The following is a 25,032-nucleotide window of genomic DNA, read 5'->3' as shown; positions in this document are numbered from 1 at the left end:
TTGTCGCCGGTGGAGCGGGTAAGGAGGCCGACGTGATCACAGGGTTCGCGGTGACCGTCGCGATCTGCGCGGCGCTGGTCGCGGGGTGGAGTTTCGTCCAGGCGGCACGCAAGAAGCTGCCGGACAACGCGCTGCTCGCCGGCCTCGCCGTGCTCGAAGTACTCCTGGTGGCCCAGCTCGTGATCGGCGTCGTCCTGCTGATCGGCGGCGGCCGACCCGGCAGCATGGCCACCTATCTCGCCTATCTGATCGGCTGCCTGGTCGTGCTCCCGCTCGGGACCTTCTGGGCGCTGGCCGAGCGCACCCGGGCGAGCACCGCGATCCTCGGCATCGCCTGCCTCGCCATCCCGGTGATGGTGCTCCGGCTGCACGAGGTCTGGGCGGGCGCAAGTGCCTGAAGAAACCGAGGAGAAGACGGTGGACACCGCGACGGACAAGGCCTCCGGCCCGGGACGGATCCTGGTCGCCGTGTACGCGATCTTCGCGCTGGCGGCGACCTCACGCGCCGCCGTGCAGATCAGCACCAAGTTCGGTGAAGCCCCGCTGGCGTACGCCCTCTCCGCGTTCGCGGCCGTCGTGTACCTCCTGGCCACCGTGGCGCTGGCCCGCCGCGGCGCGGGCTGGTGGCGGATCGCGCTGATCGCCTGCGGCGTCGAACTGGTCGGCGTGCTGACCGTCGGCACGTTCAGCCTCTTCGACCGCGAGGCCTTCCCGCACGCCACCGTGTGGTCGGTGTACGGGCAGGGCTACCTCTTCATCCCGCTGGTGCTGCCGGTGATCGGGCTGTTCTGGTTGCGTCGGACGAAGCCCTGACGCAGAGCGTTTCCGCTCACTTCTCGAAGCAGCCCTTTTCGTTGAGCGGGCCGAACGTGGGCAGGACCAGCCCGCACAGGTAGCCGTCGATCCAGCGGCCGTTGCCCGCGACGTTGGTGAGCACCCGGATCGCCGGCGCGAACGCGGCGATCCCCTTGGCCAGCGAATCCTGGTTGCGCTGGAGCATCGACGTCAGCCGGTCGAGTTGTTCGAGCACCGGGCCCAGTTGCCCGTCGTTGTCGGCGATGATGCCATCAAGCGCGGTCGCGAGCCGTTTCGAGCCGTCGAGCAGGTCCTTGATCGCCTGCTGGCGGGTGGAGATCGCGCGCAGCAGCGCGTTGCCGTCCTGGATCAGCCGCTGGACCTCCGTGTCTCGGTCGACGAGGGTCTGCGACACCTGACGCGTGTTCGCGACGAGCGCCCGGAGCTGCCGGTCGCGGGAGGCGATGGTGCCGGAGAGCTTCGTGATCCCGTCGAGCGCGGAGCGGACGTCGGCAGGCGTATCGGCGAAGGTCGCCGAAATCGTGTCGAAGCTTTTCGCCAATTGACCGACGTCGATGGCGTCGACGGTTTTCGACAAATCCCGAAACGCTTCAAGGACGTCGTACGGCGCGGTGGTCCGCTGCAGCGGGATCGGGTCTCCGGGATCGAGGATCGCTTCGCCGCGCGGGTCGAGCGCCAAGTACTTCTGTCCCAGGACGTTCTTGATCTGAATGGACGCGCTCGTGGCGTCGCCGACCCAGGCGTCCTTCACCCGGAAGGAGACGAGCACGCGATCGCCTTCGAGGTCGATCTCGGACACCTTGCCGACCTTCACCCCGGCGATCCGGACGTCGTTGTCGGCGCGCAGTCCGCCCGCGTCGGAGAATTCGGCGGAATACGTGGTGCCGCCGCCGATCACCGGCAGGGCGTCGGCGTTGAGCGCCGCCACCATGCCGAGGGCCATCGTGGTGAGCCCGGCGAGCGCCATCTTGACCGGATCCACCGCGCCGAAGGACCTCATCGTCTCACCTCGCAGGTCACGAGCGGCACAGCTTAAGGGCCGCCCCTGCCCATCGCCAGGCGAAACGTTGCACCGATCGGGTGGCAACGTCTGTCCACTATGGACTCTAGCGCCAGAGCTCGTTCGCGGTCCCCCGCGCGACGTGCTCCTCGTAGACCTCGACCTTCCGGCTGATCAGTTCCAGGCAATCGGCCAGCTCGGCGATCCGGTCGCGGACGGTGTTCTGATGTTCCCGCAGCAGTTCGAGCCGCTTTTCCTCGTTTCCGGGCCCTTGGCGGACGAGTTCGGCGAATTCGCGGATGACGGCGAGCGGCATTCCGGACGCCCGGAACTTCGTGCAGTTCAGCAGCCATTCGACGTCGTGTTCGGTGTACACGCGACGGCCGTTCGCGTCCCGTTTCACCGGCGCCGCGAGCAAGCCTTCCTTCTCGTAGAAGCGAAGCGCGTGCACGCTGAGGCCCGTCCGCTCGGTGACCTGGCCGATCGCGAGTTCCGTCACCAGGCTGACGATAGCGCCTTGACCTAGAGAGCCCTCTAGCTCTTAGCGTCCGCCCCATGACCACCGCACAACACAAGATCGGCTCCGGCTTCGGCGCGCGCAGCACCGCCGAAGAAGTACTGAACGGCATCGACCTCTCCGGCAGGCTCGCCGTCGTCACCGGCGGATATTCGGGGCTGGGCCTGGAAACCACGCGGGCACTGGCGAACGCCGGCGCGCACGTGGTCGTCCCCGCGCGCCGTCCGGCCGACGCCGAGGCCGCCCTCGCCGGGATCCCCGGCACCGAGGTCGGCGAGCTCGACCTCGCCGACCTGGCGAGCGTCGACGCCTTCGCCCGCCGCTTCCTCGGCACCGGCCGCCCGATCGACATCCTGATCGCGAACGCCGGGATCATGGCCGCGCCGGAACGGCGGGTCGGCCGCGGCTGGGAGTCGCATTTCGCGATCTGCCACCTCGGCCACCACGCCCTGGTGAACCGCCTTTGGCCCGCGCTGAAGGCCGGCGGCGGCGCCCGCGTCGTCACGGTGGCCTCGTCCGGCCATCACTCGTCGCCGATGCGCTGGGACGACGTCCAGTTCGAGCGCGGCTACGACCGCTGGCTCGCTTACGGCCAGGCCAAGACGGCGAACGTGCTGTTCGCGGTGCACCTGGACAGGCTCGGTGCCGACCACGGGATCCGCGCGTTCAGCCTGCATCCGGGCGCCATCCTCACTCCCCTGCAGCGGCATCTGCGGCCGGAGGAGATGGTCGAGCGCGGCTGGATCGACGAGCACGGGAACCAGGCCGACCCGGATTTCAAATCACCGGAGCAGGGCGCGGCCACCCAGGTCTGGGCGGCGACGTCACCGCGGCTCGACGGGATGGGCGGGCTCTACTGCGAGGACTGCGACGTCGCCGAGATCGCCGCCGAAGAGGGCGAGTGGGTCGGCGTGCGCCCCTACGCCATCGACGCCGGTGAGGCCGAGCGGCTCTGGAAGCTCTCCGCCGACCTCACCGGGGTCCCCCTCGGCTAGTTCCAGAACTTGATCTCGGGGTTGTCCGCGACCGGCCCGTCGAGCAGCGGCTGATGCCCGCCGCGCAGGTTCGCGTCGAAGAACGCCGAGACGTACGCCCTGGTCAGCTGCATCCCGCGCTCGCCACCGAGCAGACCGGGTTTGCTCAGCCCGAGCTGCTCACCGAGGACGCCGACGTCGGTGAAGGACGCGTGCCCGGCCGTCGCGACGCTGATCCAGCGCTTCCAGCCGGTGAGGTTCGGCCAGCTGCCCGCCCAGGTGGTGTCCGGGCCTGCCGGGGTGTACTCGCTCTCGCGGCCGAGCAGCAGGAACGGCCGGTCGATGCCGGACGCGGGGATCGGCGACCACAGCCTGCCGTCGAGGTCGGCGCCCGCCCGGATCCGCCGGTCGTCGACCATCGCGGTCGGCGTGCTGTACCCGCCGATGGAATGTCCGGCCATCCCGATCCGCGTCCGGTCGATCAGCCGGGCCCAGCGCGACGAAGGCGCTGTCAGCGTGTCGAGGACGAAGGAGGCGTCCGCCGAGCGGATCGGCGGGAGCAACGTGGAGTCCGACCCGCAGGCGGCGCACTCGGTGACGTGCCCATCGGGGAAGGCGGTGCCGTGGGACTCGTGGTTGTGGCCGATCAGCGCGACCACGAAACCCTTGCTCGCCAGATCTTCGGCCAGCCCGGTGAGCGTGGTGCGCGGTTTGCCGAATCCCGGCGACAGGACCACGAGCGCGTGCTTCCCCGGCAGCGGCGGGGCGTCGACCCTGGCGCTGGTCCGGAGCCCGGAGAGCAGCGCGGGGTCGACGTCGGGAAGCCCCGATTCGGTCAGGAACGCCTTGGCCTCGGCCGAGGTGAGGTAGGACCGTTTCCGGCCGAAAGGCACCAGCGCGGGGTAGAACATCGACACCATCAGCTCGCGCGGCCCAGTCGGGACCCAAGGGTCCTTACGCGAAGAGTCGGTCAGATGCAGGTCGGTGGAGCCGACGGGATGCGAACCGGTCGGCGGCGGCAGCTTGAGTCGTGGAGCCGCCGCGGCCGGGCTCGCCAACGACACCAGGCCGGCGAGGGCAACCAGCGCGACGAGAAGCCTTCTCATGAGGATTCCGTTTCTGTCGGGGATCTTCCTGGCGTCCAGCCTGGGACCCGGTGCCGTATTCGCGCGTCTGCCGCAGGTCGTATCCCGATGTCTGCCGCGAGAGGGATCCGCGAGGCCCCGGTCCGGGATTACGCTCGGCCGGTGCTCTCCTTCCTCAGGAACCACCCGAAATCCGTGGACATCGGGCTGACCGTGCTCATCGGACTGTCCACTGTGGTCTCGGCCGATGATCCGGAGGGCTTCGACTGGTGGCTGACCTCCTTGGCGGCGTTGGCTTCCTTGCTCGTCCGGCACCACCGTCCCGCGATCACCTTCGTGACCGGTGCGACCGTCTCACTCCTGCATCTGGCCATGGGCAACGATCTCCGCCCGGTCGACGTCGTGGCGTTGATCGGTCTCTTCTCGGTCGCGGCTTGGGGTTCTCGACGGCTTTCGTTCGCGCTGCTGGCGGCGAGCCTGCTGGTCGCCGGCACGTGGGCGATCCACGCCGCCGACGCCAATACACGGGAACCGGCTCCGATCCCGCCGCGGATCATCATCATCGATCGGCTGGCGCCTCCCGAGCCGAAGGACGACCAGGTGCAGGACTGGGGCGGTTTCGCCGGCATCGGGTTGTCGCTGACGGTGGCCTGGCTCGCGGGGCTGAACACGCGCCAGCGCCGGATCCGCCTCTCGGTGCTGGAACAGCGGGCCGCCGACCTCGAACGCGAGCGGGACACCCAGGCCGCGCTGGCCGTGGCCGCCGAACGCGGCCGCATCAGCCGCGAGCTGCACGACGTCGTCGCGCACGCGCTTTCGGTGGTGGTGTTGCAGGCACAGGGCGCCCAAGCCGAACTGGAGCGGCGGCCGGAACGGACGCGGGAGGCGCTGGACGCCATCGTCGGCACCGGGCGGACCGCGTTGGCCGAGATCCGGCGGCTGCTCGGCGCGCTCGGCCAGGACGAGCCGGATTGGGAGCCCCAGCCCGGTGCCGAACGCCTGCCGCGGCTGGCGGCCGACATCCGTGCCGCGGGCACACCGGTCGAGTTCCGGGTCGAAGGGGAACCACGGCCGCTTCCGTCCACAGTGGACCTCGCGGCCTACCGGATCGTGCAGGAGGCGCTGACGAACGTGCTGAAACACGCCGGCCCGGCGGCGTCGGTGACTATCGTGATGCGGTATGAGCCCGACACGCTGGAGATCGAAGTGACCGACGACGGCTTCGCGGCGGCAGAGCCGTCCGGCTCCGGGCACGGCCTCGAGGGCATGCGGGAACGGGTGAACGTCCTGGGCGGCACCTTCGACGCGGGACCGCGTCCGGAGCGCGGCTTCGCCGTCCGCGTGACCCTGCCGTCATGACGATCCGGGTGGTCATCGCCGACGACCAGTCGCTCGTGCGCACCGGCCTGCGGATGATCCTGGACAACGCGGACGACATCGACGTCGTCGGCGAGGCGGGCGACGGCGCGGAGGCCGTCGCGCTGGTGGCGGACCTCGACCCGGACGTGGTGCTCATGGACATCCGGATGCCCGAGATGGACGGTGTCGAGGCCACCGCCGCGATCGCCGCGGCCCATCGTGCCCGGGTCCTGGTGCTGACCACGTTCGACCTGGACGAATACGTCTACGCCGCGCTCCGGGCCGGGGCCAGCGGCTTCCTGCTCAAGGACGCGCTGGCGCCGGATCTGCTCGCCGGCGTCCGCGTGGTCGCCTCTGGCGAGGCCACCCTCGCGCCCACCGTCACCCGGCGACTGCTCGACCGCGTCGTCACCGGCCTGCCCGCGGCGCCGCCGGACGACCGGCTCGCCCTGCTCACCGGGCGGGAGAACGAGGTCCTGCAGCAGCTGGCCCGGGGACTGTCGAACGCCGAGATCGCCGAGCTGCTGTTCCTCTCACCGGGCACGGTGAAGACGCATGTCGGCCGCATCCTCACGAAACTCGGCCTCCGCGACCGCGTCCAGGCGGTCGTGTTCGCCTACGAATCCGGGCTGATCAGCCGCTGACCGCGGCGGGCGTACGCCAGTGCTTCCCGCGGCGGGGCCGCCGGTGCTGGCCACGCCTGCCGAGGTCGCCGAGGGCGTCCAGCGGCCGGGCGGCGAACTCCTCGGCCGTGATGCCCATCCGCACCAGGTACTTGATCTCGCCGCGCACCACCTCGGTGTCCCGGAGCCTGCCTTCCTCCCGGAAGCCGAGGCCGCCGTGCAGCGAGAGCGACGCGAGGTTGCCGCCGTACACGCTGACCTCGCATTTGCGGAAGCCGCGCTGCCCGAACATATGCGCCAGCAGGACGGTGATGGCGTCCGTGGCGTAGCCGCAGCGCTGGTGACGCGGGGCGATCCCGATGCCGTAGCCGAACTTGCCGGTCGCCGGGTCGGCGCCGATGGTGCAGACCGAGCCGACCAGCATGCGGCCGCGCACCGTCTCGATGCCGAAGTGGATGTCGTCGCCCGCTGACCCAGAACGGTGCGAAGCCCAATGCCGGTGCCCGCCGCCGATCAGCGGCGTCGCCTCGCGGGCCATGTCCCGGTCGAAGCCCATCAGGACGCGGCGGTCCCGGAGGCCGACCTCGCGCAACCGCACCTTCCGCCCGACCTGCTCGGGCTCCAGGGCGGAGCGGCTCACCGTGTCCGGCCGCACGTGTGCTCACGAACGATCACAAGCATGCCTCGACGATATCGGTACCCGAAACGCCCGAAGGCCCCCACCCGGTACGGATGGAGGCCTTCGGCGTGGAAAAAGTCAGATGGCGACGACGCGCTGGGCCTGCGGGCCCTTCTGACCTTGGCCGATTTCGAACTCGACGCGCTGACCCTCGTCCAGGGACTTGAAGCCGGTGCCCTGAATCTCGGAGTAGTGCACGAAAACGTCCGGTCCGCCGTCGTCCTGAGCGATGAAGCCGAAGCCCTTTTCGCCGTTGAACCACTTAACGCTGCCCTGAGCCATACTTTTCTACCTGCTCTTCATAGCGAGTCTGAGCCCATTCGATGCCCCGATCTCGCTGTCCATTGTCGCAGGTCTTGCCCGTTCGCACACGCTGCCGTCCCGAACCGGGTCATTTCCCCAGGTCAACATCGACCTTGGCGAGTCGGCCGGATCGTCGGATCGCCGGTTTCGACGTCGCCGGGAGCGGTGACGTCCACCCGCCGCTCGCCGAGCGCGGGCCATCGAGCCGCGCCTGCGCGGCGACGAAATGTCCGATTAATCACGATCATTGCCGCTCACGACGAGCACGGACAGCCGTTCAGAGTTCGCCCGCCCGCTCGTACAGCTTCCGCACGGGCTCCGTGAAGGCGGCGCCACTCAGGTCCGTGGTCACGCCGTCCTCGGTCATCGTCCCCCGGCTCGTGACGCTGAAGATCGTGCCCCTGCCACTGGCGGGGTCGAAGTTCCGCAGCCACGGGCCACCGCTGGAGCCGCCGGCCAGATCGCAATCGGTGTTCCACGTCGTGGTGACCGAGTTCGCCTCGCGCGTGGCGGGCCGGACGCAGGAGAACAACGCCTCGCCACCCGCCGCCCGCGACACGGGATAGCCGAACATGGTCGTGTCCACAGTGGACGGCAGCTGCTCGAACGAGATGTCCTGGGTGCCCGCGACGTCCGCGACGTGACGGCCGCCGACCGGGTCCAGCGCGATCACCGCGTCGTCGTCCGACCCGCTCATCGGCCCCGCGTACGTACTGGACCAGGCGAAAGACCGCGCCGGGAAGACGCCGTGCGGTGCGGCGCCGCGGTCGTAACCCGGGACGAACACGACGTTGACGATCTTGATCGGCCGGTCGAACCGGTCCAGTCCCCCGTTCACGCAGTGCCCGGCGGTGAACGCGACATCCTTGCTGGCGCTGGGAACCACCGTCGCCGTGCAGGACCCGTCGACGCCGGGCTCGGCGGTGAAGAACAACCGTCCGACGCCCGGCGGGACCGGCCCTTCCCATGCGCGGCCGATCTTCTCGGCGGGCGGTAGATCCTCGTCGCCCACCCACTGCCGCATCCGCTCCGGCGTCCAGTGGGCCAGGGCCGCCGCCCGGCCGGCCTCGCTGACCACGGTGACGACCTGGTCGTCGGCCGCGGCCGGAGCGGCGACGGCCACCGTCGCGGCACCGAAGGCGGCCGACAGGGCGGCGATCCGGCGAACTGCGTGCTTCAAGTCCATACGAAATGGACGTGCCGGCCGCCGGGAAGGTTGTTCACTCACCCGTGCGTGTCGGGCTCCGAGCCGATCCGGTACGACACGGGCCTGCCTTCTTCGTCCCGCACCTCGACCGGCTTGCCGTCGGCGTCCACGATCTTGCCGTCGACGATCTTGTCGCCGTTTTCGAGCCGGGAGAAGGCTTTCAGATCGGAGTAGTCGATCACCCTGGTCGCCGTCGCGAACACCGACGGATCGCCGCCCGCCTTGGCGGGCTTGAGGTGGTTGAACAACAGGTTCAGCAAGACGGCCGTGAGCGCGGCGGAGCTGATCCCCGAGTGGAAGATCGTGCCGACCCACGCCGGGAAGTGGTGATAGAACTCGGGCGCCGCGATCGGGATCATGCCCATCCCGACCGACGCCGCGACGATCACCAGGTTCATGTTCCCGTTGTAGTCCACTTTGGACAGAGTTTTGATACCGGACGCGGCGACCGTGCCGAACAGCACGAGACCGGCACCGCCGAGCACCGGGTACGGGATCGCGGCCACCACGCGGCCGAGCACCGGGAGCATGCCGAGGATCAGCAGGATCACGCCGCCCGCGGTCACCACGAACCGGCTCCTGATCCCGGTGATCGCGACGAGACCGACGTTCTGGGCGAACGCGCTCTGCATGAACCCGTTGAACACCGGTGCGATCGCCGAGGACGCCATGTCGGCGCGCAACCCGTCGCCGATCCGGCGTTTGCCGACCCGCGTGTCGACGATCTCGCCGACCGCGAGGATGTCGGCCGTGGTCTCCGTGAGGGTCACCAGCACGACGATGAACATCGACACGATCGCGGCGACGTCGAAGGTCGGCATCCCGAAGGCGAACGGGGTCGGTACCGCGAAGATCGGGCCGTCCCAGACCTTGGAGAAATCGGCCTTGCCCAGGACGGCGGCCAGTACGGTGCCCACCACGATCGACAGGAGGATCGAGAGCCGGGAGATCGCCGGGACGGCGACCTTGCTGAGCAGCAGCACGATCGCCAGCGTCATCGCGGCCAGCCCGACGTTGGAGACCGAGCCGAATTCCGGCGATTTGGTGTTGTTGCCCATCGCCCACTGGGCCGCGACCGGCATCAGGCTGAGCCCGATCACGGTGATGACCGTCCCGGTGACGACCGGCGGGAAGTACTTCACCAGCCGCGAGAACACCGGCGTGATGAGCAGGCCGAGCGCGGCGGACGCGATCACCGAGCCGAAGACGGCGGGCAGTCCGCCGTCCGCGACGATCGCGGTCATCGTCGCCACACCCGCGAAGGAAGTGCCCTGGACCAGCGGCAGCCGGGAGCCGAAGAAGGGGACGCCGAACGACTGCAGGATCGTCGCCAGCCCGCCGATGAACAGGCACGACGCGACGAGCAACCCGATTTCGGCCGTCGAAACGCCCGCGGCACCGCCGATGATCAGGGGCGGCGCGATGATCCCGCCGTACATCGTCAGGACGTGCTGGATGCCGTAAGTGAAACTCTTGCCGATCCCGAGCCGTTCGTCCTCGGGCCTGCCGCTCGCGGCCGTTCCGGCCTGCGTCCTCTTCACCATGGATCCGCCTCTCGGTAGAAGCGAGCGATGCCGGGCAATTTCAATCTGCGGAGGTTAACTTCCACATAGCAGAACTCGCAAGACCCTGCCCGTACGGGTCGATCTCCCGGCGCGCGGACAAAGATCCTTTCCCACACCGGGTTCCTGGGCGCGGCGGTGGTAGAAATCGGCTGGCCCAGTCGGCGAAGATCCCGAGGCAGGAAGACGGCACATATGGCGAATCCGCTGGTCGCTGAACGTGAGGACTCCACCAAGGGACACTCCGGCGTTCCGCTGCTGGAATCGGCGAACGACCTCAAAGAAGGCATCGAGAAGGGCGACTGGGCCGCCGTCGCGATGGGTGCCGTCGGGACGGCTCTCGACGCGCTGTCGATGGCCATGGATCCGTTCGGGTCGATCCTCGCCGCGGGCGTCGGCTGGCTGCTCGAACACGTCGGCCCGCTCTCCGACGCGCTCGACGCCCTGACCGGCGACGCCGACCAGATCAAGGCGCAGGCCGAAACCTGGACCAACATCGCCAAGGAACTCGGCGCCGTCGGCACGGAGCTGACCGACCTGGTCAAGGCCGACCTGCAGACCTGGGCCGGCGACGCGGCGGACCGCTACCGCGAGCGCTCAGTAGACACCGTCAACGTCCTCATGGCCGCGCAGAAGGGCTGTGAAGGAGCGTCCAGCGGGGTCAAGACCGCGGGCGAGGTCGTCGCCGCCGTCCGCACCCTCGTCCGCGACATCATCGCCGAACTCGTCGGCCACCTCATCAGCTGGGCGCTGCAGGTGCTGTTCACCCTCGGCATCGGGCTGACCTGGGTGGTGCCGCAGGTGGTGACCGCGGTCGCCAAGACCGCCGCGAAGATCGCCGACATCACCACCAAACTCGTCAAGGCGCTCAAGGGTTTGATGCCGCTGCTCAAGCGGGCCGACTCGCTCTTCGACGACGCGGCCAAGGCCCTGCGCAAGCTGCAGGGCGGGAAGGTCGACGCCCCGCCGCCGCCCAAGACCAAGGGCGGCAACGATCGCGGGCTCGACGAGGGCACCACCAGTTCGAGCGCCGGCGGCGGCAACGGCGGTGGTAGTGGCGGTGGCGGCAACTCCAACGACAGGAGCATCGACACCAAGAGCGACAACGACCAGACGAACAGCAGCGGCACCGGCGGCGGAGGCACCCGGGACCGTGGCGGCAACACCGACACCACCAAGAAGGACGGCAACGGGGACCGCTCGACGTCCTCGGATTCCAAGAACTACTGCGGTGACCCCGTCGACGTCGCGACCGGCGAGGTCGTCATGAAGCAGGTCGACGTGACGTTGCCCGGCGACGCGGCGGAGCTGGAGCTCTCCCGCACACATCTGTCGTCCTACACCGCGGGCCGCTGGTTCGGTCCTTCTTGGACGTCCACAATGGACCAAAGGCTGGTGCTGGCGAGCGACCGCGTCCTGTTCTACGCCGAAGACGGCATGGTGCTCACCTATCCCGTTCCGACGGGTATGCCCGTGCTGCCTGCCCAGGGCCCGCGGCACCGGCTGCGCCGCGCGGCGGACGGCTATCGGCTGTCGATGGGCGATCGCGAACTGCGTTTCGCCGGTGCGGGCCGGATCCTGCCGCTCGTGGCGATCGAGCAGAACGGCGGTCGGACCGAGTTCGCGTATGCGGCCGACGGCACGCCCGTGGGGCTCCGCCGCGACGACGGCGTCGAACTCGCGATCGGCACCGCGAACGGGCGGATCGTCGCACTCGGCGCTCCGGGGCAGCCACCGCTCGTGCGCTTCGCCTACAACCGGCACGGCCAGCTGAGCACCGTCACGGACTACGCCGGCCGACCGATGACACTCGACTACGACTTCGGGCACCGGCTCGTCGGCTGGAAGGACCGAACGGGCACCTGGTACCGCTACGTCTACGACGACGCCGGGCGCTGCGTCCGCGCCGTGGGCGCGAGCGGGTACTACAACGCGACGTTCGCCTACGAGCCCGGCACGACCCGGCACACCGACGCCGTCGGCCACACGTGGACGTACCGCCTCAACGACGCCAAGCAGCTGATCGAACGGATCGATCCGCTGGGCAACTCCCAGCGCTACAACTGGAACCGGCGCGACGAGCTTCTGTCCACAGTGGACGAAATCGGCCGGGAGACCGGCTACGAGTACAACGAAGACGGCGAACTGGTGGCCGTCCACCGTCCCGGCGGGGAAACGGTGTCGCTGGCGCACGCCGCGGGCGAGGTCCGGCTCTCGGCGGGAGACGTCCGGCGGACGGTCCCCGCCTTCGATCCGGCCACCACCCTCACCGGCACCGGGCTGCCGGTCGAGATCCCGGACGCGCCCGACCCGCTCACCGACGCCCCCGTGACGGATCGCCCCGGCGATCGCGACCTGTTCGGCCGCCCGCGGCTCGCGTACACGGCGTCCGGCGGCGCGGCGAAGCTCGGCTGGACGGCCGACGGCCGGCGCGCGTGGCGGCTCGGCCCGGACGGCGGCCGCGAGACGTGGGTGCACGACGCGGAAGGCCACGTCGTCGAGCACCGTGACGCGACCGGTGCCGCGCGGCGCCGCAAGTACGGCCCGTTCGGCCTCGTCCTGGAGGAGACCGACGCGGCGGGCGCGTGCACGCCGTTCACCTACGACGGCGAACTGCGGCTCACCTCGGTGACGAATCCGAACGGCCGCACCTGGCGCTATGTCCGCGACGCCGCGGGCAGGCTCGTCGAGGAGACCGACTACGACGGCCGCCGGACCGGCTACACCTACGACGCCGCGGGGCAACTGCTTCGCATGACCAGCAGTACGGGTGACGCGACCGAGTACTTCTACGACCTCCAGGGCAACGTCGTGGCGCGGCGCACCCCGGACGACGTCACGCGGTACGAATACGACGCGCTCGGCAGGATGACCGTCGCCGAGAACATCGAGTCGCGGGTCGAGATGGTGCACGACGGGGATCAGGTCGTCGTCGACACGATCAACGGTCTCGGGGTGTGCTGGCGGTACGACGGGGACGTGCTCGTCCGCCGCACTTCGTCCGGTGTGGACAGTGAGTGGCGGTTCACCGAATCGGGACTGCCACGGTCGCTGAAGATCGCCGGGCACGAGATCGAATTCGGCTACGACCACGCCGAACGCGAGATCACGCGCGCCGTCGACGGCACCGTGGTGCTCCGGCGGCGCTTCGACGCGGAAGACCGGCTCGCCGAAGAGGAGATCGCGGGCGTCGGGACACGCGTGTACGGCTACCGCCCGGACGGCAGGCTCGCCGCCGTCGACGACGCGATCCGGCCGTGGCGGCTCGGCTTCGACACGGCGGGCCGGGTCAGCGAGGCGCACGGACCCGCGGGGATCGAGCGGTTCACCCACGACGCGGCGGGCAACCTCACGCACGACGAGGGCGTCTACGACTCCGACGAGCGAGGGCGCGTCACCGCCGACCGGTCCTGTGCCTACGAGTGGGACCACCTCGACCGGCTGCGTTCGGTGCGCACTCCCGACGGCGCGCTCTGGACGTATCACTACGACCCGCTCGGGCGGCGGTTCGCCAAACGCCGCTGGCTGATCGATCAGGACGGCGAGGCCGGACTGACGCACGACGTCCGCTTCCTGTGGAGCGGGATGACCGTGGTCGAGCGCATGGACTACGACCCCGCCGACGAGTCCTACCGGCTCTTCACCTGGGAACGCTACGACGACGACCGTCCCGTCGTGCAGATCGAGCGCACCGGCGGCCTCGAAGACGCGTTGTTCCGCGCCGTGATCACGTCGCCGGCGGGCACGCCGACCGAGATGCTCGACGAACGCGGCACGCTGGTCTGGCAGGACCGCAGCAGTTTCTGGGGTGTGCCGCTGCCCGGCGCGGACACCGCGTCGATGCCGCTCGCCTTCCCCGGCCAGCACCGCGACGAGGAAACCGGGCTGCACTACAACGTTTTCCGCTACTACGACCCGCGGACGTCGCGCTACCTCAGCCAGGATCCGCTCGGCCTCGCGGCCGCGCCGAACCCGGTCGGCTACGTCGATCAACCGCTGCTCATCGGCGACCCGCTCGGCCTGGTCCCGCCTTGCGGGAGGAGCGGTCCGGGCAGTCAGTCGCGACCTCAGCCGGTCGGCCCCAGCGGGCAACCCCAGCCGTTGCGGAGGAGCCCGCGGAAACCGCCCATCGACGTCGACAAGATGTCGAAGGAGGAGTTCGAGAAGTTCAAGCCGAAGCTCGACGAGATCCTGAAGGCGGACAAGCACTTCTTCTGGTCCGGCGGTACCAAGAAGCGCAAGCGCGGCGAAGAGGACGAGTACCTCGGCTCGATCGAGGAGAAGGCCACCAAGATCGCGAAGCAGAACGGCGGCAACACCCTCGAGGGCACCCTCAAGGACAACAACATCAAGATGCCCGGGTGGATCAACGATCCCAACGACCCGAGAAGGCCGCTCGTCCAGGAGAAGTGGGACTACGTCTCCGAAACCTTCGCCAAGAACTCCAACAAGGACACGCACGTGGTCTTCCCCTACTGGCCGGGCAAGGGACACGACGTCTACCCGCATCGCCGCGAGGACAACGTGTTCGACGTGACCGAGTACCCGAGGCTCGAATCGATGGGGATCGACCACATCACCAAGCACAACGCGGAAACCGGGCACACGCGCCCGTACCGGCACACGAAGTGAGTCGCCTGACGTTGCCCCTGCGGTAGGGCTTTGGTATACCAAAGGGAGCTCGTCGAGAAAGGTGCTCCCTTTGTTGATCCGTGACGTCCGCCCCTGGGGCGGACAGCGCAGCGACGTCGAAGTGGCCGATGGCCGGATCACCGCGGTACGGCCGCACGATCCCGCCGCCGCGACGGCGCCGGACACCGTCGACGGGCGCGGGCGGCTGCTGTTCCCGTCGTTCAGCGACGTGCACGTCCACCTGGACTCGACGCGGATCGGCCTGCCGTTCCGGCCGCACACCGGCGCGCCCGGCGTGTGGGCGATGATGCTGAACGACCGCGAGAACTGGCGGAACGCCGAGGTCCCGCTGCCCGAACGCGTCGCCGGGACGCTGGAGCGGATGATCGCCAACGGCACCACCCGCGTGCGCACCTACGCGCAGGTCGACGTCGATTGCCGGCTCGAGAAGCTCGATGCCGTTCTCGCCGCGAAGGAGCGCTTCGCCAAGCACGCGGACGTCGAGATCATGGCGTTCCCACAGGCCGGGATCCTGCGCGAACCCGGCACCGTGGACGTGCTGGAGGCGTCGCTGCGCTCGGGCGCCACGGTCGTCGGCGGGATCGACCCGTGCTCGCTGGATAAGGACCCCAAGGGGCATCTCGACGTCGTGTTCGGGCTCGCCGAGAAGTACGGCGTCGAGGTCGACATCCACCTGCACGAACCCGGCCACCTCGGCGTGTTCTCCACCGATCTGGTGATCGAACGGGTCCGGGCGCTGGACATGCGCGGCAAGGTCACCATGTCGCACGCGTACGAACTGGGCTCGATCTCGGAATCGGTGAGCCGTCGCCTGATCGACACGTTCGCGGAACTGGACATCGCGATGGCGACCGTCGCGCCGTCGACCGACGGCCAGCTGTCGCTCGCGGACCTCACGACCGCGGGTGTGCGCGTCGGCCTCGGGGAAGACGGACAGCGGGATTACTGGAGCCCGTACGGCAACTGCGACCTGCTCGACCGCACCTGGCAACTCGCCTTCACGAACGGCTTCCGCCGCGACGACCTGATCGAGATGGCGCTGGCCGTCGCCACGATGGGCGGCGCGTCGATCATGAGCCACGACGTGCCGCGGCTGGCGGGCATCGCCGACCGTCCGGGCGTGGCCGTCGGCGACCGCGCCGACCTCGTGCTGGTGGACGGCGAGACCCCGACGAGCGCGGTGATGGACCGGGGCAAGGACCGCACGGTGCTGCACGACGGCGTCGTCGTGGCGGACGGGCTTTCGGTGGTGGGTTAAAGCGCTGGTGCCCGATCGCGGCCGCTGCTACCTTGCCGGAGGCCGTGCGAGCGAACGAGGAGGTGGTACCCGTGAACATCGAGACATGGGTGCTCCCCTCCGGGGTCACGGTCGGGCGATAGGTCGTCCGGGAGCGCCGTTTCACGAGCACTCCCGAAAGGCACGACCATGCACTTCACTTCCGAAAAACACCTCGAAAACGGTGTTCTCGAGCGCGAATTCACCCTCGGCGGGATCCCCGGCATCCTGTGGACGCCGGACTCCGCGGCGCCGGCCCCGCTGATCCTGATGGGCCACCCCGGCGGGCTGGGCGGGATGCACCCGCGGCTCGTGGCCAGGGCCCTGGGTTGCGCGGCGGAGGGCTACGCTTCGGCCGCCCTCGAACTCCCCGGAGCCGGTGACCGGCCGCGTTTCCCCGTCGTCGACGAGGCCCGCGCCGATCTGCGGCGCGTGCTGCAGGCCGGCGAGCCGGTCACCGACGACATCATCGACCGGCTCGTCCTCCCACTGGTCGAAACGGCCGTCCCGGAATGGCGGACCACCCTCGACGCACTCCTCGCGCTGCCCGGAATCCGCGGCCCGGTCGGGCTTTCGGGCGGGGTGATCGCCATCGGCACCCGGCTGGCGGTCGTCGAACCACGCCTCGAAGCGGCCGTCCTGTTCGCCGGGAGTTACGTGCCGCGCAGCATCCTCGAAGAGGCCCGGCAGGTCACCATCCCGCTGCATGTCCTGCTGCAGTGGGACGACGAAGGAAACGACCGGCAGCAGGCACTGGATCTGTTCGACGCCTTCGGCTCCAAGGAGAAGACGTTGAACGCCAACATGGGCGGGCACACGGGCGTCCCTTGGTTCGCGGGGGAAGCCGCGGGCCGGTTCCTCGCCCGGCACCTGAAGTGAGGTTCGGGGCCGCGGCGGGACGGCCGTGCCGCCGCGGCCCCGGTTTCAGGCCGTGCGTGCCGTCAGGCCAGACGGACCTGGAACACGGCGACCCGGGCGTCATGCCCGTCCACGCGCATGTCCACGGTCTTGGTGTCGATGAACTGCTCCTGGACGACGCCGTTGCCCGCCAGCCAGTTGATGCGGTCGATCCCGGTGCCGAAGCACCGGCGCTCCGATTCGAGGCTGGTGGCCTTGTAGTAGTTCGGGTTGTTGGTATCCGCGGTCCAGAAGACCAGGCGCCCGACGTTGTGATGCGCGAGCACGCGACTGGCGTGGATCCTCTTGTGCTCGTTCCACTCGTCGCGCAGGTCGGCACGCTGGTCGCCGTTGTACGCGTTCGCGATGTAGTGCGAGTTGATCAGCGCGAACTGGAGCGTCGGGTGGCTCTGGTGACGCACCACGACCTCGTTGATCCAGCGCGGCGGGGTCACCCCGGTGATGCCACCGTGCACATACGTGGTCTTCGAACTCGCCACCTCCCACGGCTGCGGGATCGAGATCGGGATCCGGAACGACGTGTTGTGCCGCAGGAACGCGTTGTTGTACAGGGGCCCGAAGTAGTGGTCGATCATCGCGGGCTCACCGGTGTCGCCCTCGTTGATCTCCTGCCAACCGACCAGAGGCCGCACCAGGGAGTCACAGTTGCGGACGGCGTCGATCGCGGCCTCACGCGCCCCGAGGTTGTCGCGGCCGATGTTGGCGGTGACGATCGGCAACCGGATCCATCCCGTCGCGGCGGAAGCCGTACCGGCACCGGCGACCATGGCGCCGAGCGCGGCACCACCACCGAGAGCGAGCGCCTTGCGTCTGTTGAGCATTCCGGACACAGCAGATTCCCTTCTCGCACTGTCACAACGGGACACAGCCCGTCAAAGTGTCACAGAATGCGGCGCGGTTGTGACCCCTTCTGGCCAAAACTGCCGCTTGCCAGGCAGTGCTTCGGGGTGAAGGCGGGCCGCTCGCGGGAGTCGATGACGCAGGACAACTACCTGGTACGGAAGACGGTCGACCCGAAACCGGGGATAAACCGGGGAGATGATCTTGGGCTTGGGTGGCCACGAGGCGTGGACCAAGGGGAAAGAGTGGGCCGCCTGGGGCTCGAACCCAGAACCTACGGATTAAAAGTCCGCAGCTCTACCAATTGAGCTAACGGCCCGTGCGGCCGAGTCTAGTAGACCGCCGTCGACCACCAGGATGGCGGGGCCGCCGCCGGAGCGCCACGGAATTGTCGGGGGTCTCTGCCATGGTTGTGAGCATGGACACGATCCCCGACGAGAACTACGCGGCGAGCTGGGAGGGCGAGCGCCCGGAGCCGCCGCGCGTGGCGAGCGAGCGCGAGATCCTGACGTCCACGCTCGACTGGCATCGCCGCACCTTCGAGCTGAAGTGCCAGGGGCTGACGCCGGAGCAGATGGCCCTGCCGTCGGTGGAGCCGTCGAGCATGTCGCTGCACGGGCTGCTCAGGCACCTCACGGGTGTCGAGCGCTGGTGGTTCCGCTTGCAGTTCGCGGGCGAGGACGTCCCGTTGCTCTATTACTCCGACGACTGGCCCGAGCAGGACTTCGAGGATCTGGGCGGCGATGTCGAGGAGGCGTGGGCGGCGTGGCGTGCGGAGTGCGCGCGGGCGCGGGAGATCGTGGCGGCCGCGTCGCTCGACGACACGGGCACGAGCCGTCGCGGCGGGAAGCCGTTCTCGTTGCGGTGGCTGCTGACCCATCACATCGCCGAGTACGCCCGCCACACCGGCCACGCCGACTTGCTTCGCGAGCGCATCGACGGGAGGACAGGCCACTGAAACCTTGAAATGCGATGCTGGGGCGATGAACGCCGATCCCGATTCCGGCCTCCTGTCCCCGGTCCGCGCCGGCACGCCCGCCGAGGCGGCGACGGGTGATCTCGCCTGGTTGCGGGCCCTGCTCGACACCGAGGCGGCGCTCGCCAGGGCGCAGGCCCGCACCGGGCTGATCCCGCAGGACGCCGCGGCGGCGATCACCGAGGCGGCCGCGGCCGCCGACATCGACGTGGTCGCGTTGGCGAGGGCGGCCCGTGAGACGGCGAACCCGGTCGTCGGGCTGATCAGGGAGCTTACCGAGGCCGCCGGGACCGAGTACGTCCATCGCGGCTCCACCAGCCAGGACATCTTCGACACCGCGATGATGCTGGTCGCCTCGCGGACACGGGCACTCCTCACCGCGGATCTCGAGTCGACGGCGGAGGCGCTGGCGGAGCTCGCCCGCGCGCATCGCGACACGACCATGGCCGGGCGCACCCTCACCGCGCACGCGGTGCCGACGACGTTCGGGCTCAAGGCGGCGGGCTGGCGTCAGCTGACGCTCGACGCGCTCGACAGGCTGAACCGGGTCGTTCTGCCGGTCTCGCTCGGGGGCGCCGCGGGGACGAGGGCGGCGTACGCCGAGTACGCGCGCCTCGCCAACCTGCCCGACGGCTATCCGCAGCGCCTCCAGACAGCCTTCGCCGAGGAGACCGGGCTCGCCGAGACCACGCTCCCCTGGCACACCCTCCGCACGCCGACGGCCGACCTCGCGGCCGCGCTCTCCTTCACCGCCGCCGCGCTCGGGAAGATCGCGGTCGACGTCCAGTTCCTGACGCGCACCGAGGTCGGCGAGGTCGCCGAGCCGGCGGGCGAGGGCCGTGGCGGGTCCTCGGCGATGCCGCACAAACGCAATCCGGTGCTCGCGACGCTGATCCGGTCGGCCGCGCTCCAAGTACCCGTGCTGGCCACCGGCGTCACCCAGGCCCTGGTCTCCGAGGACGAACGGTCCGCGGGCGCGTGGCACGCCGAGTGGCAGCTGTTGCGCGAATGTCTGCGCCTGACCGGCGGCGCCGCGCATACGGCGGCCGAGCTCGCCCGTGGTCTGGTCGTCAACGACGAGCGCATGCGCGAGAACCTCGGCCTCACGCACGGCCAGATCGTCTCCGAGCGGCTTTCGACCGTGCTCGCCCCGCTGCTCGGCAAGAAACAGGCCAAGGAGGTTCTCGGGCAGGCGGCCAAGCTCGCCCTCGCACAGGACAAGGCCCTCGTCGAGGTTCTTTCCGGCCTGCCGGAGGTAACCGGAGTCCTTCCCGCCGAATCCCTGGCCGACCTGCTGGATCCCGCCCACTACACCGGCTCGGCCGGGGTGCTCGTCGACGCCGCGCTGGAAGACCGCGAAGAAAAACCGAAAACTCCTTGAACCGGTCCCGGACCGGCTCCGTGTAGGGGGTACAAGCTCACCGCGCCAAGCCGCGGAACCCCTACGAACAAGGAGAAATCCCATGCTTCGCAAGCGTTTCGTCGTCGCAGCGGCGTCCGCGGCCGCGGGCCTGGTTGTGCTGTCGGCCTGCTCCGGCGGCACCGAGGCGGCCGCGCCCGCCGTCGCTCCCGCCGCGGCGGTGGCCGGGGCGGGCGGGAACGCCCCCGCGGCCAAGGGCGAGACCAAGGTGGCCGTGGCCGAAGCCGGGAATCTCGGCCAGGTCCTCGTCGACAAGGACGGCTTCACCTTGTACCGCTTCGACAAGGACAGCGCGAAGCCGCCGAAGTCCAATTGCGACGGTGACTGCGCGAAGGCCTGGCCGCCGGTGCTGGCCGAGGGCGAAGTCCAGATCGAAGGCGTGGATCAGGCCCTGGTCGGCGAAGTGACCCGTGCCGACGGACGCAAGCAGGTCACCGTCGGCGGATGGGCGCTTTACCGCTATGCCAAGGACGCCAAGGCGGGCGAAGCGAAGGGGCAGGGCGTCGGCAGCACCTGGTACGCCGCGAACGCCAAGGGCGGCAAGGCGGGTCAGGCGGCGAAGGAAGCCCCGGCCGAACAGAAGGAAAGCGACGCGAAGCTCGTCGCGAGCAACGTCGACGGCATCGGACCGGCCATTGTGGACCAGGACGGCTTCACCCTGTACATGTTCACCAAGGACAAGAAGAACAAGCAGCCCACCTGCAACGGTGACTGCGCGAAGACCTGGCCGCCGGTGCTCGCCGAGGGCGACGTCCAGCTGGAAGGCATCGATCAGAAGCTGCTCGGCAAGGTGAAGCGCGCGGACGGCACCATGCAGGTCACCGTCGGCGGGTGGGCCGTCTATCGCTACGCCAAGGACACGGAAGCCGGTCAGGCCAACGGACACGGCGTCGGCGGCACCTGGTTCGTCATCGAGCCCGCCGGGTGCAAGAGCACCGCGCCGGTGAAGGACAAGGCCGCGCAGAGCGGGAACGCCGCCCCCAAGAAGGAGGAAGGCGCTCCCGCCCAGGATTCCGGCTACTGAGCGCTAGTGGGCCAGGCCCGGCGGTCGCTCTTCCCGAGCGACGGTCGGGCCTTTTCCGTGCTTCGGCCGTCGCGAAGCGTCCGGAAGGGGCTCGACGGCCGTGGCGCTGTCGGCCCGGTCCGTGACCACGGTCTCTTCTTCGTCCTCCGGCAGCAGCACCTTGTGCCGTGCGGGCAGGAACGCGATCACCAGCCCGAGCGCGGCGAGGCCGAGGTGCAGCCAGTTGTCCGGCCCGTTGAGGTTGAACGGGTTTCCGGCCTGTGAGACCGGGTTCGTCGAAACGGTGCCCACGATCATGAGCCCCCAGACGAACAGCGCCGCGAAGGCGACGAACGTCAGGAAACCGAAGACCCGGGACCGCCCCGACCCGAAGGTCAGCAGCAGACCGATCGCGCCCAGTACGACGAAACCGAGGTTGTAGAGCGGGTTCACCGAGAATCCCAGCACGGTCGCGTCGCTGCGGCCGGCGAAGTCGGCGAACCCGGTCCTGGTGAAGCCCACGATCCCGAACACCAGGAACGCCAGGCTCGACAACCCGGCGAGGACCTGCGCGGGCTGAAGCCCCGCCGTCCGGATACGAGCGCGTTGTGCACGTGCCATTGCTCCGCCTCCCAGAGTTGGCCTCCTGATTTCACGCTGGGCCACGAATACCCCGCTGCCCTTCCGGACAAACAGCATCGGCCGAACGGGCTACCCGTGAACACGAACGGGTGACGCGGTCAACAGGTCATGTGGGCAAGGTGAGCGGAGTCTTCCTCCTGGTGGGGCTGTGCCTGGGCGCCATCCTCGCGATGGTCCTGATCCCGCCGTCGCGACCCGGTCCGGTGGCGGTCGCGGAGGCGGCGCCGAGCGCCACGACGCCGACCGTCGAAGAACCGGAGGATCCGGTCGTGTCCCCGACGCCCTCGTCGTCGGCCGCGCCGGACCCACCGCCGAAGTCCGCCGACAGCCAGGCGCTCCAGGACCTCGTCCCCGGCGGGCAGGTCAGCGTGGTCGTCTACGACCGCACCGCCAAGGAGAACACCGTCTCCCTCAAGCCGGAACGGTCCTACACCTCGGCGTCGCTCGTGAAACTCCTCATCGCACTGGAGGCGCTTCAAGCGGGCACGCCGCCGAGCACCGTGCAGCGGATGCTGTCGGTCAGCGACGACGACATCGCCAGCAGGCTGTGGACGGCCCTCGGCGGCCCCCTCATCGTCACCCGTTGGGCGAACAAGATCGGTCTCACCGGTACGCGTCCGCCCGAGGGTCCCGGCCGCTGGGGCGACACCCGGATCACCGCCGCGGACGTCGTGAAGATCTATCGCTACCTGTTGGACCATGCGGGCGGCGGGGCGCGCACGACGATCATGCGGGCGTTGAGCGGCGCGACGGAGAGCGGCTCCGACGGGGTCCGGCAGTACTTCGGCATCCCGGACGCCGTCGGTTCCCTTCCCTGGTCGATCAAACAGGGCTGGGCGTGCTGCCGCGGCTCGCGGATCCTGCACAGCTCGGGCGCGGTCGGCGAGGACGACCGCTACCTCGTCGTCGTCCTGAGCTCGCAGCCGTCCTCGACCACCTACGCAAGTGCGGGCAGGCGGGTGACGGACGTGGTCAAGGCACTGCTCCCCGCTATTGACGACGTGTAAACAAGGTGGGACAGTGGCTTCACGCCGCTCTCTCGGGAGGTCGTCATGAGCACCGAAGCCCGCCTGCCCGCCGTGGCCCCGCTCGGCCCGGATTCCGTTGCCTGGCAGGTGGTCGGCGACCGGAGACTGCTGCTCGGCGCGGGGACGGCGTTGCTCCTGCAGGTCGCGCATCCGGTGGTCGGCGCCGGTGTCCACGACCATTCGAACTACACCCAGGATCCGTGGGGCCGCCTCGACCGGACCATCGATTCCTTGCTGAGCCAGGTTTTCGGCGGCCGGGAGGCGGTCGCGGAGGCCGAGCGGCTCCGCGAGCTGCACAAAGCGATCAAGGGCGTCGACCACCACGGCGAGCGCTATCACGCGCTGAATCCCGAGGCGTACTGGTGGGTGCACGGCTCGACGTTCTGGACGACCGTCCACATGCACGAGGTCTTCATCCATCCGTTGTCCGACAAGGAAAAGCGCCGGTTCTACACGGAATGGCGGCGCGTCGGCCTGCTTCTCGGCCTCCGTGAGCACCACATGCCGGAGGATCTCGAAGGATTCGACGCCTACTTCGACGACGTCGTCGCGAACCGGCTCGAAGACAACCACGCGGTCCGGGAACTGCTCCACTCGATCACCATGCGCGACACGCCACCGCCCCCGTGGTGGTTCCTGCCGGAAGCCCTGTGGCGCCCCGTCCGGCCGGCGGGCGGGAACGTGCTGACGCTGTGCGCGATCGGCCTGCTTCCGGAGACCTTGCGCGAGCGCTTGAGTCTCAAGTGGACAGACGGCGACGAACGCCGTCTCCGGCGCCTGTCAATGCTCACGAGGGCGGCCGGGAACCGGGTTCCCGATCGGATCCGCTTGTATCCCAAGGCTTATCGAGCGAAGCTACTCGACGACGTCCACTAGCGCGCCCTTGGCGCCGGTGTTGGGCAGGGGCCACGGCGCGACCCCGCCGTTGGTGATGATCTTCTTGTCCTGCGGCGCGCACGGCGGCACGGTCCGCGCGCCGATCCACGCCAGCACGTCGGGCACCTGCGCCTTGAAGGTGTTCATGTTGTGCCCGGCGTCCGGGATCCGCCACGACGAGAGGGTCGCGGGCGCGCGGACGGCCGCCTGGATCTGGTCGATCGAGAAGCTCTCGAAGCTCTCCTTGTCCCCCGCGATCGCGAGGATGTCGACGGGCGACGGATGCTTCTGCAGGTTCACCGTGATCGTGTTCGCGTCGGCGATGTCCTGCCTGCCCTTGAACAGGTTCTCCGTCTCCGCGTCCACCGAAGCCTTGTAGTAGCCGCTGACGCTCGCCGCCTGCCCATACCACTGCGGATGCCGGGTCACCAGGTTCATCGCGCAATACCCGCCCGACGACCAGCCCGCCATCGTCCACGCCTTCCGCTGCGGGTTGGCGCCGAGTTTCTCGATCGCCCAGTCGCGGATGTCGGCGGTCAGGTAGGTGTCGTTGGCGGTGCCGTTGACCTCGTCGATGCATTCGGTGTCGTGGCCGACCTTCGGTTTCCCGGTCGGGTCCGGGATGATCACCAGGGTCGGCGGGAGCACGTGCTTCGCGATGGCCGCGTCGAGCCTGGCCGGCAGTTCGTAGGGACCGGTGACCACTTCGGGCCCTGACGGGTAGTTCGGGATCCATTCGATGACCGGGAACTTGAGCGACCGGAACGCGGGATCGTAGTACTGGGGCGGGAAGTACACCGAGACGTCGCGCGTGAGACCGGTGCGCTTGCCGGTCACCGTCATGTGGACGACGGAACCCTTGCCCTCCTTGGCCCGCATCGCCCCGGCGTCGCGCAGTTTGTCGAGGTCCGAACCGTTCTGCCCGGCGACGGCGTCGACGCTGTCGGCCGAGTACACCCCCGTGCCGAACAGGGCGCCGACCGTCGGGAAGAACCCGCCGATCATGTTGCCGCCCATCCCGGTGCTGACCACGATCAGCACCACCGCGACGAGGATCGTGCCGCTGCGGCCGACCACCTTGCGGCGCCAGCGTTCCCAGAAGAACGGGACGGCGATGATCGCGAGCAGCGTCAGCACCAGGACGATGACGAGGTTCAGTGTCGAATCGAGCCGGATGGCACTCAGTCCCAGTCCCATGGCGATCGTGTCCCTCTCCGGCCGCGGCACGCCCCCGCACCGCATTCCCACAACTGGATCAAGAGACGTGCGACCACC

General features: G+C 69.3%; 23 protein-coding genes and 1 tRNA gene. 13 read left to right on the top strand and 11 right to left on the bottom strand.

Annotated elements, in window-relative coordinates:
• Positions 1-32 precede the first annotated feature (32 nt).
• The gene (locus DMC61_RS03970) at positions 33-398 is read left to right on the top strand and encodes a hypothetical protein (protein ID WP_125686849.1); all 366 of its coding nucleotides are present in this window, start codon (positions 33-35) and stop codon (positions 396-398) included.
• Positions 391-813, top strand: a complete 423-nt coding sequence (locus DMC61_RS03965) for a hypothetical protein (RefSeq protein ID WP_016330825.1) — start codon at positions 391-393, stop codon at positions 811-813. The genes DMC61_RS03970 and DMC61_RS03965 overlap by 8 nt, the downstream gene beginning before the upstream one ends.
• Positions 814-829: 16 nt before the next feature.
• Here the strand turns inward: DMC61_RS03965 and DMC61_RS03960 are convergent, their stop codons facing one another.
• Entirely contained in the window at positions 830-1,816 is a 987-nt protein-coding gene (locus DMC61_RS03960; RefSeq protein ID WP_125686847.1) for an MCE family protein, read from the bottom strand.
• A 106-nt stretch (positions 1,817-1,922) separates the two neighbouring features.
• Positions 1,923-2,315 (bottom strand): MerR family transcriptional regulator, encoded by a 393-nt coding sequence (locus tag DMC61_RS03955; protein WP_016330823.1) that lies wholly within the window; start codon positions 2,313-2,315, stop codon positions 1,923-1,925.
• 56 nt (positions 2,316-2,371) lie between these two features.
• On the opposite strand from DMC61_RS03955, the gene DMC61_RS03950 reads away from it, so the two are divergent.
• Entirely contained in the window at positions 2,372-3,328 is a 957-nt protein-coding gene (locus tag DMC61_RS03950; protein WP_125686845.1) for an SDR family NAD(P)-dependent oxidoreductase, read from the top strand.
• Here the strand turns inward: DMC61_RS03950 and DMC61_RS03945 are convergent.
• Positions 3,325-4,413, bottom strand: a complete 1,089-nt coding sequence (locus DMC61_RS03945; protein ID WP_125686843.1) for an alpha/beta hydrolase — start codon at positions 4,411-4,413, stop codon at positions 3,325-3,327. The genes DMC61_RS03950 and DMC61_RS03945 overlap by 4 nt on opposite strands.
• Positions 4,414-4,554: 141 nt before the next feature.
• Between DMC61_RS03945 and DMC61_RS03940 the strand changes: the two genes are divergently transcribed.
• Together DMC61_RS03940 and DMC61_RS03935 are read left to right on the top strand one after the other, a co-directional pair.
• Complete coding sequence (locus DMC61_RS03940; protein ID WP_125686841.1) at positions 4,555-5,751, top strand: sensor histidine kinase; 1,197 nt, start codon at positions 4,555-4,557, stop codon at positions 5,749-5,751.
• Positions 5,748-6,395 (top strand): response regulator transcription factor, encoded by a 648-nt coding sequence (locus DMC61_RS03935; protein ID WP_016330819.1) that lies wholly within the window; start codon positions 5,748-5,750, stop codon positions 6,393-6,395. The genes DMC61_RS03940 and DMC61_RS03935 overlap by 4 nt, the downstream gene beginning before the upstream one ends.
• Here the strand turns inward: DMC61_RS03935 and DMC61_RS03930 are convergent.
• The 4 genes from DMC61_RS03930 to DMC61_RS03915 form a co-directional block, all read right to left on the bottom strand.
• Positions 6,385-7,029 (bottom strand): GNAT family N-acetyltransferase, encoded by a 645-nt coding sequence (locus tag DMC61_RS03930; RefSeq protein ID WP_125686839.1) that lies wholly within the window; start codon positions 7,027-7,029, stop codon positions 6,385-6,387. The genes DMC61_RS03935 and DMC61_RS03930 overlap by 11 nt on opposite strands.
• 102 nt (positions 7,030-7,131) lie before the next feature.
• The gene (locus tag DMC61_RS03925) at positions 7,132-7,335 is read right to left on the bottom strand and encodes a cold-shock protein (protein ID WP_016330817.1); all 204 of its coding nucleotides are present in this window, start codon (positions 7,333-7,335) and stop codon (positions 7,132-7,134) included.
• Between the two features lie 298 nt (positions 7,336-7,633).
• Positions 7,634-8,542, bottom strand: coding sequence for a serine protease (locus DMC61_RS03920; RefSeq protein ID WP_125686837.1), 909 nt, complete (start codon positions 8,540-8,542; stop codon positions 7,634-7,636).
• 38 nt (positions 8,543-8,580) lie between these two features.
• A complete protein-coding gene (locus DMC61_RS03915) occupies positions 8,581-10,107 on the bottom strand; it encodes a nucleobase:cation symporter-2 family protein (RefSeq protein ID WP_125686835.1) in 1,527 nt (508 codons plus the stop codon).
• A 213-nt stretch (positions 10,108-10,320) separates the two neighbouring features.
• Here DMC61_RS03915 and DMC61_RS03910 point away from each other — a divergent pair, with 213 nt between their 5' ends.
• The 3 genes from DMC61_RS03910 to DMC61_RS03890 all read left to right on the top strand — a co-directional run bounded on the left by DMC61_RS03910 (position 10,321) and on the right by DMC61_RS03890 (position 16,933).
• Positions 10,321-14,757 carry a DUF6531 domain-containing protein gene (locus tag DMC61_RS03910; RefSeq protein ID WP_125686832.1) on the top strand — a complete coding sequence of 1,479 codons (4,437 nt, stop codon included), beginning with the start codon at positions 10,321-10,323 and terminating at the stop codon, positions 14,755-14,757.
• 70 nt (positions 14,758-14,827) lie between these two features.
• Positions 14,828-16,036 (top strand): amidohydrolase family protein, encoded by a 1,209-nt coding sequence (locus tag DMC61_RS03900; protein ID WP_125687135.1) that lies wholly within the window; start codon positions 14,828-14,830, stop codon positions 16,034-16,036.
• Positions 16,037-16,204: 168 nt separating this feature from the next.
• On the top strand, positions 16,205-16,933 hold the full coding sequence (locus tag DMC61_RS03890; protein ID WP_125686831.1) for a dienelactone hydrolase family protein: 729 nt from the start codon (positions 16,205-16,207) through the stop codon (positions 16,931-16,933).
• 62 nt (positions 16,934-16,995) lie between these two features.
• Here DMC61_RS03890 and DMC61_RS03885 read toward each other — a convergent pair whose 3' ends face one another.
• Complete coding sequence (locus DMC61_RS03885) at positions 16,996-17,793, bottom strand: hypothetical protein (RefSeq protein WP_043847851.1); 798 nt, start codon at positions 17,791-17,793, stop codon at positions 16,996-16,998.
• A gap of 265 nt (positions 17,794-18,058) precedes the next feature.
• Positions 18,059-18,131 (bottom strand) — tRNA-Lys (locus DMC61_RS03880).
• 99 nt (positions 18,132-18,230) lie between these two features.
• Between DMC61_RS03880 and DMC61_RS03875 the strand changes: the two genes are divergently transcribed.
• From DMC61_RS03875 to DMC61_RS03865, 3 genes are all read left to right on the top strand, one after another.
• Positions 18,231-18,770 carry a DinB family protein gene (locus tag DMC61_RS03875; protein ID WP_125686829.1) on the top strand — a complete coding sequence of 180 codons (540 nt, stop codon included), beginning with the start codon at positions 18,231-18,233 and terminating at the stop codon, positions 18,768-18,770.
• A gap of 25 nt (positions 18,771-18,795) precedes the next feature.
• Positions 18,796-20,169, top strand: a complete 1,374-nt coding sequence (gene pcaB / locus DMC61_RS03870; RefSeq protein WP_125686827.1) for a 3-carboxy-cis,cis-muconate cycloisomerase — start codon at positions 18,796-18,798, stop codon at positions 20,167-20,169.
• Between the two features lie 82 nt (positions 20,170-20,251).
• Positions 20,252-21,232 carry an SCO0930 family lipoprotein gene (locus tag DMC61_RS03865; RefSeq protein WP_125686824.1) on the top strand — a complete coding sequence of 327 codons (981 nt, stop codon included), beginning with the start codon at positions 20,252-20,254 and terminating at the stop codon, positions 21,230-21,232.
• A 3-nt stretch (positions 21,233-21,235) separates the two neighbouring features.
• On the opposite strand, the gene DMC61_RS03860 is transcribed toward DMC61_RS03865, so the two are convergent.
• Entirely contained in the window at positions 21,236-21,832 is a 597-nt protein-coding gene (locus DMC61_RS03860) for a DUF4383 domain-containing protein (protein ID WP_125686822.1), read from the bottom strand.
• A 131-nt stretch (positions 21,833-21,963) separates the two neighbouring features.
• On the opposite strand from DMC61_RS03860, the gene DMC61_RS03855 reads away from it, so the two are divergent.
• Together DMC61_RS03855 and DMC61_RS03850 are read left to right on the top strand one after the other, a co-directional pair.
• Positions 21,964-22,860 carry a hypothetical protein gene (locus DMC61_RS03855; RefSeq protein WP_125686820.1) on the top strand — a complete coding sequence of 299 codons (897 nt, stop codon included), beginning with the start codon at positions 21,964-21,966 and terminating at the stop codon, positions 22,858-22,860.
• Positions 22,861-22,905: 45 nt separating this feature from the next.
• Positions 22,906-23,757 carry an oxygenase MpaB family protein gene (locus DMC61_RS03850; protein ID WP_125686818.1) on the top strand — a complete coding sequence of 284 codons (852 nt, stop codon included), beginning with the start codon at positions 22,906-22,908 and terminating at the stop codon, positions 23,755-23,757.
• On the opposite strand, the gene DMC61_RS03845 is transcribed toward DMC61_RS03850, so the two are convergent.
• Positions 23,737-24,954 (bottom strand): esterase family protein, encoded by a 1,218-nt coding sequence (locus DMC61_RS03845; protein WP_125686816.1) that lies wholly within the window; start codon positions 24,952-24,954, stop codon positions 23,737-23,739. The genes DMC61_RS03850 and DMC61_RS03845 overlap by 21 nt on opposite strands.
• Positions 24,955-25,032: the final 78 nt, after the last annotated feature.

Source organism: Amycolatopsis sp. WAC 04169, from assembly GCF_003947535.1.
GTDB classification, from domain to species: domain Bacteria; phylum Actinomycetota; class Actinomycetes; order Mycobacteriales; family Pseudonocardiaceae; genus Amycolatopsis; species Amycolatopsis keratiniphila.
Note: the sequence above shows the minus strand (reverse complement) of the source record. Positions and strands in the feature narration are given on the sequence as shown.

Excerpts from the sequence above, each read along its gene's own strand:
- DMC61_RS03960 (WP_125686847.1), bottom strand. The coding sequence starts at position 1,816 with ATGAGGTCCTTCGGCGCGGTGGATCCGGTCAAGATGGCGCTCGCCGGG.
- DMC61_RS03950 (WP_125686845.1), top strand. The coding sequence starts at position 2,372 with ATGACCACCGCACAACACAAGATCGGCTCCGGCTTCGGCGCGCGCAGC.
- DMC61_RS03945 (WP_125686843.1), bottom strand. The coding sequence starts at position 4,413 with ATGAGAAGGCTTCTCGTCGCGCTGGTTGCCCTCGCCGGCCTGGTGTCG.
- DMC61_RS03935 (WP_016330819.1), top strand. The coding sequence starts at position 5,748 with ATGACGATCCGGGTGGTCATCGCCGACGACCAGTCGCTCGTGCGCACC.
- DMC61_RS03925 (WP_016330817.1), bottom strand. The coding sequence starts at position 7,335 with ATGGCTCAGGGCAGCGTTAAGTGGTTCAACGGCGAAAAGGGCTTCGGC.
- DMC61_RS03920 (WP_125686837.1), bottom strand. The coding sequence starts at position 8,542 with ATGGACTTGAAGCACGCAGTTCGCCGGATCGCCGCCCTGTCGGCCGCC.
- DMC61_RS03915 (WP_125686835.1), bottom strand. The coding sequence starts at position 10,107 with ATGGTGAAGAGGACGCAGGCCGGAACGGCCGCGAGCGGCAGGCCCGAG.
- DMC61_RS03910 (WP_125686832.1), top strand. The coding sequence starts at position 10,321 with ATGGCGAATCCGCTGGTCGCTGAACGTGAGGACTCCACCAAGGGACAC.
- DMC61_RS03890 (WP_125686831.1), top strand. The coding sequence starts at position 16,205 with ATGCACTTCACTTCCGAAAAACACCTCGAAAACGGTGTTCTCGAGCGC.
- DMC61_RS03885 (WP_043847851.1), bottom strand. The coding sequence starts at position 17,793 with ATGCTCAACAGACGCAAGGCGCTCGCTCTCGGTGGTGGTGCCGCGCTC.
- DMC61_RS03875 (WP_125686829.1), top strand. The coding sequence starts at position 18,231 with ATGGACACGATCCCCGACGAGAACTACGCGGCGAGCTGGGAGGGCGAG.
- pcaB (WP_125686827.1), top strand. The coding sequence starts at position 18,796 with ATGAACGCCGATCCCGATTCCGGCCTCCTGTCCCCGGTCCGCGCCGGC.
- DMC61_RS03865 (WP_125686824.1), top strand. The coding sequence starts at position 20,252 with ATGCTTCGCAAGCGTTTCGTCGTCGCAGCGGCGTCCGCGGCCGCGGGC.
- DMC61_RS03860 (WP_125686822.1), bottom strand. The coding sequence starts at position 21,832 with ATGGCACGTGCACAACGCGCTCGTATCCGGACGGCGGGGCTTCAGCCC.
- DMC61_RS03850 (WP_125686818.1), top strand. The coding sequence starts at position 22,906 with ATGAGCACCGAAGCCCGCCTGCCCGCCGTGGCCCCGCTCGGCCCGGAT.
- DMC61_RS03845 (WP_125686816.1), bottom strand. The coding sequence starts at position 24,954 with ATGGGACTGGGACTGAGTGCCATCCGGCTCGATTCGACACTGAACCTC.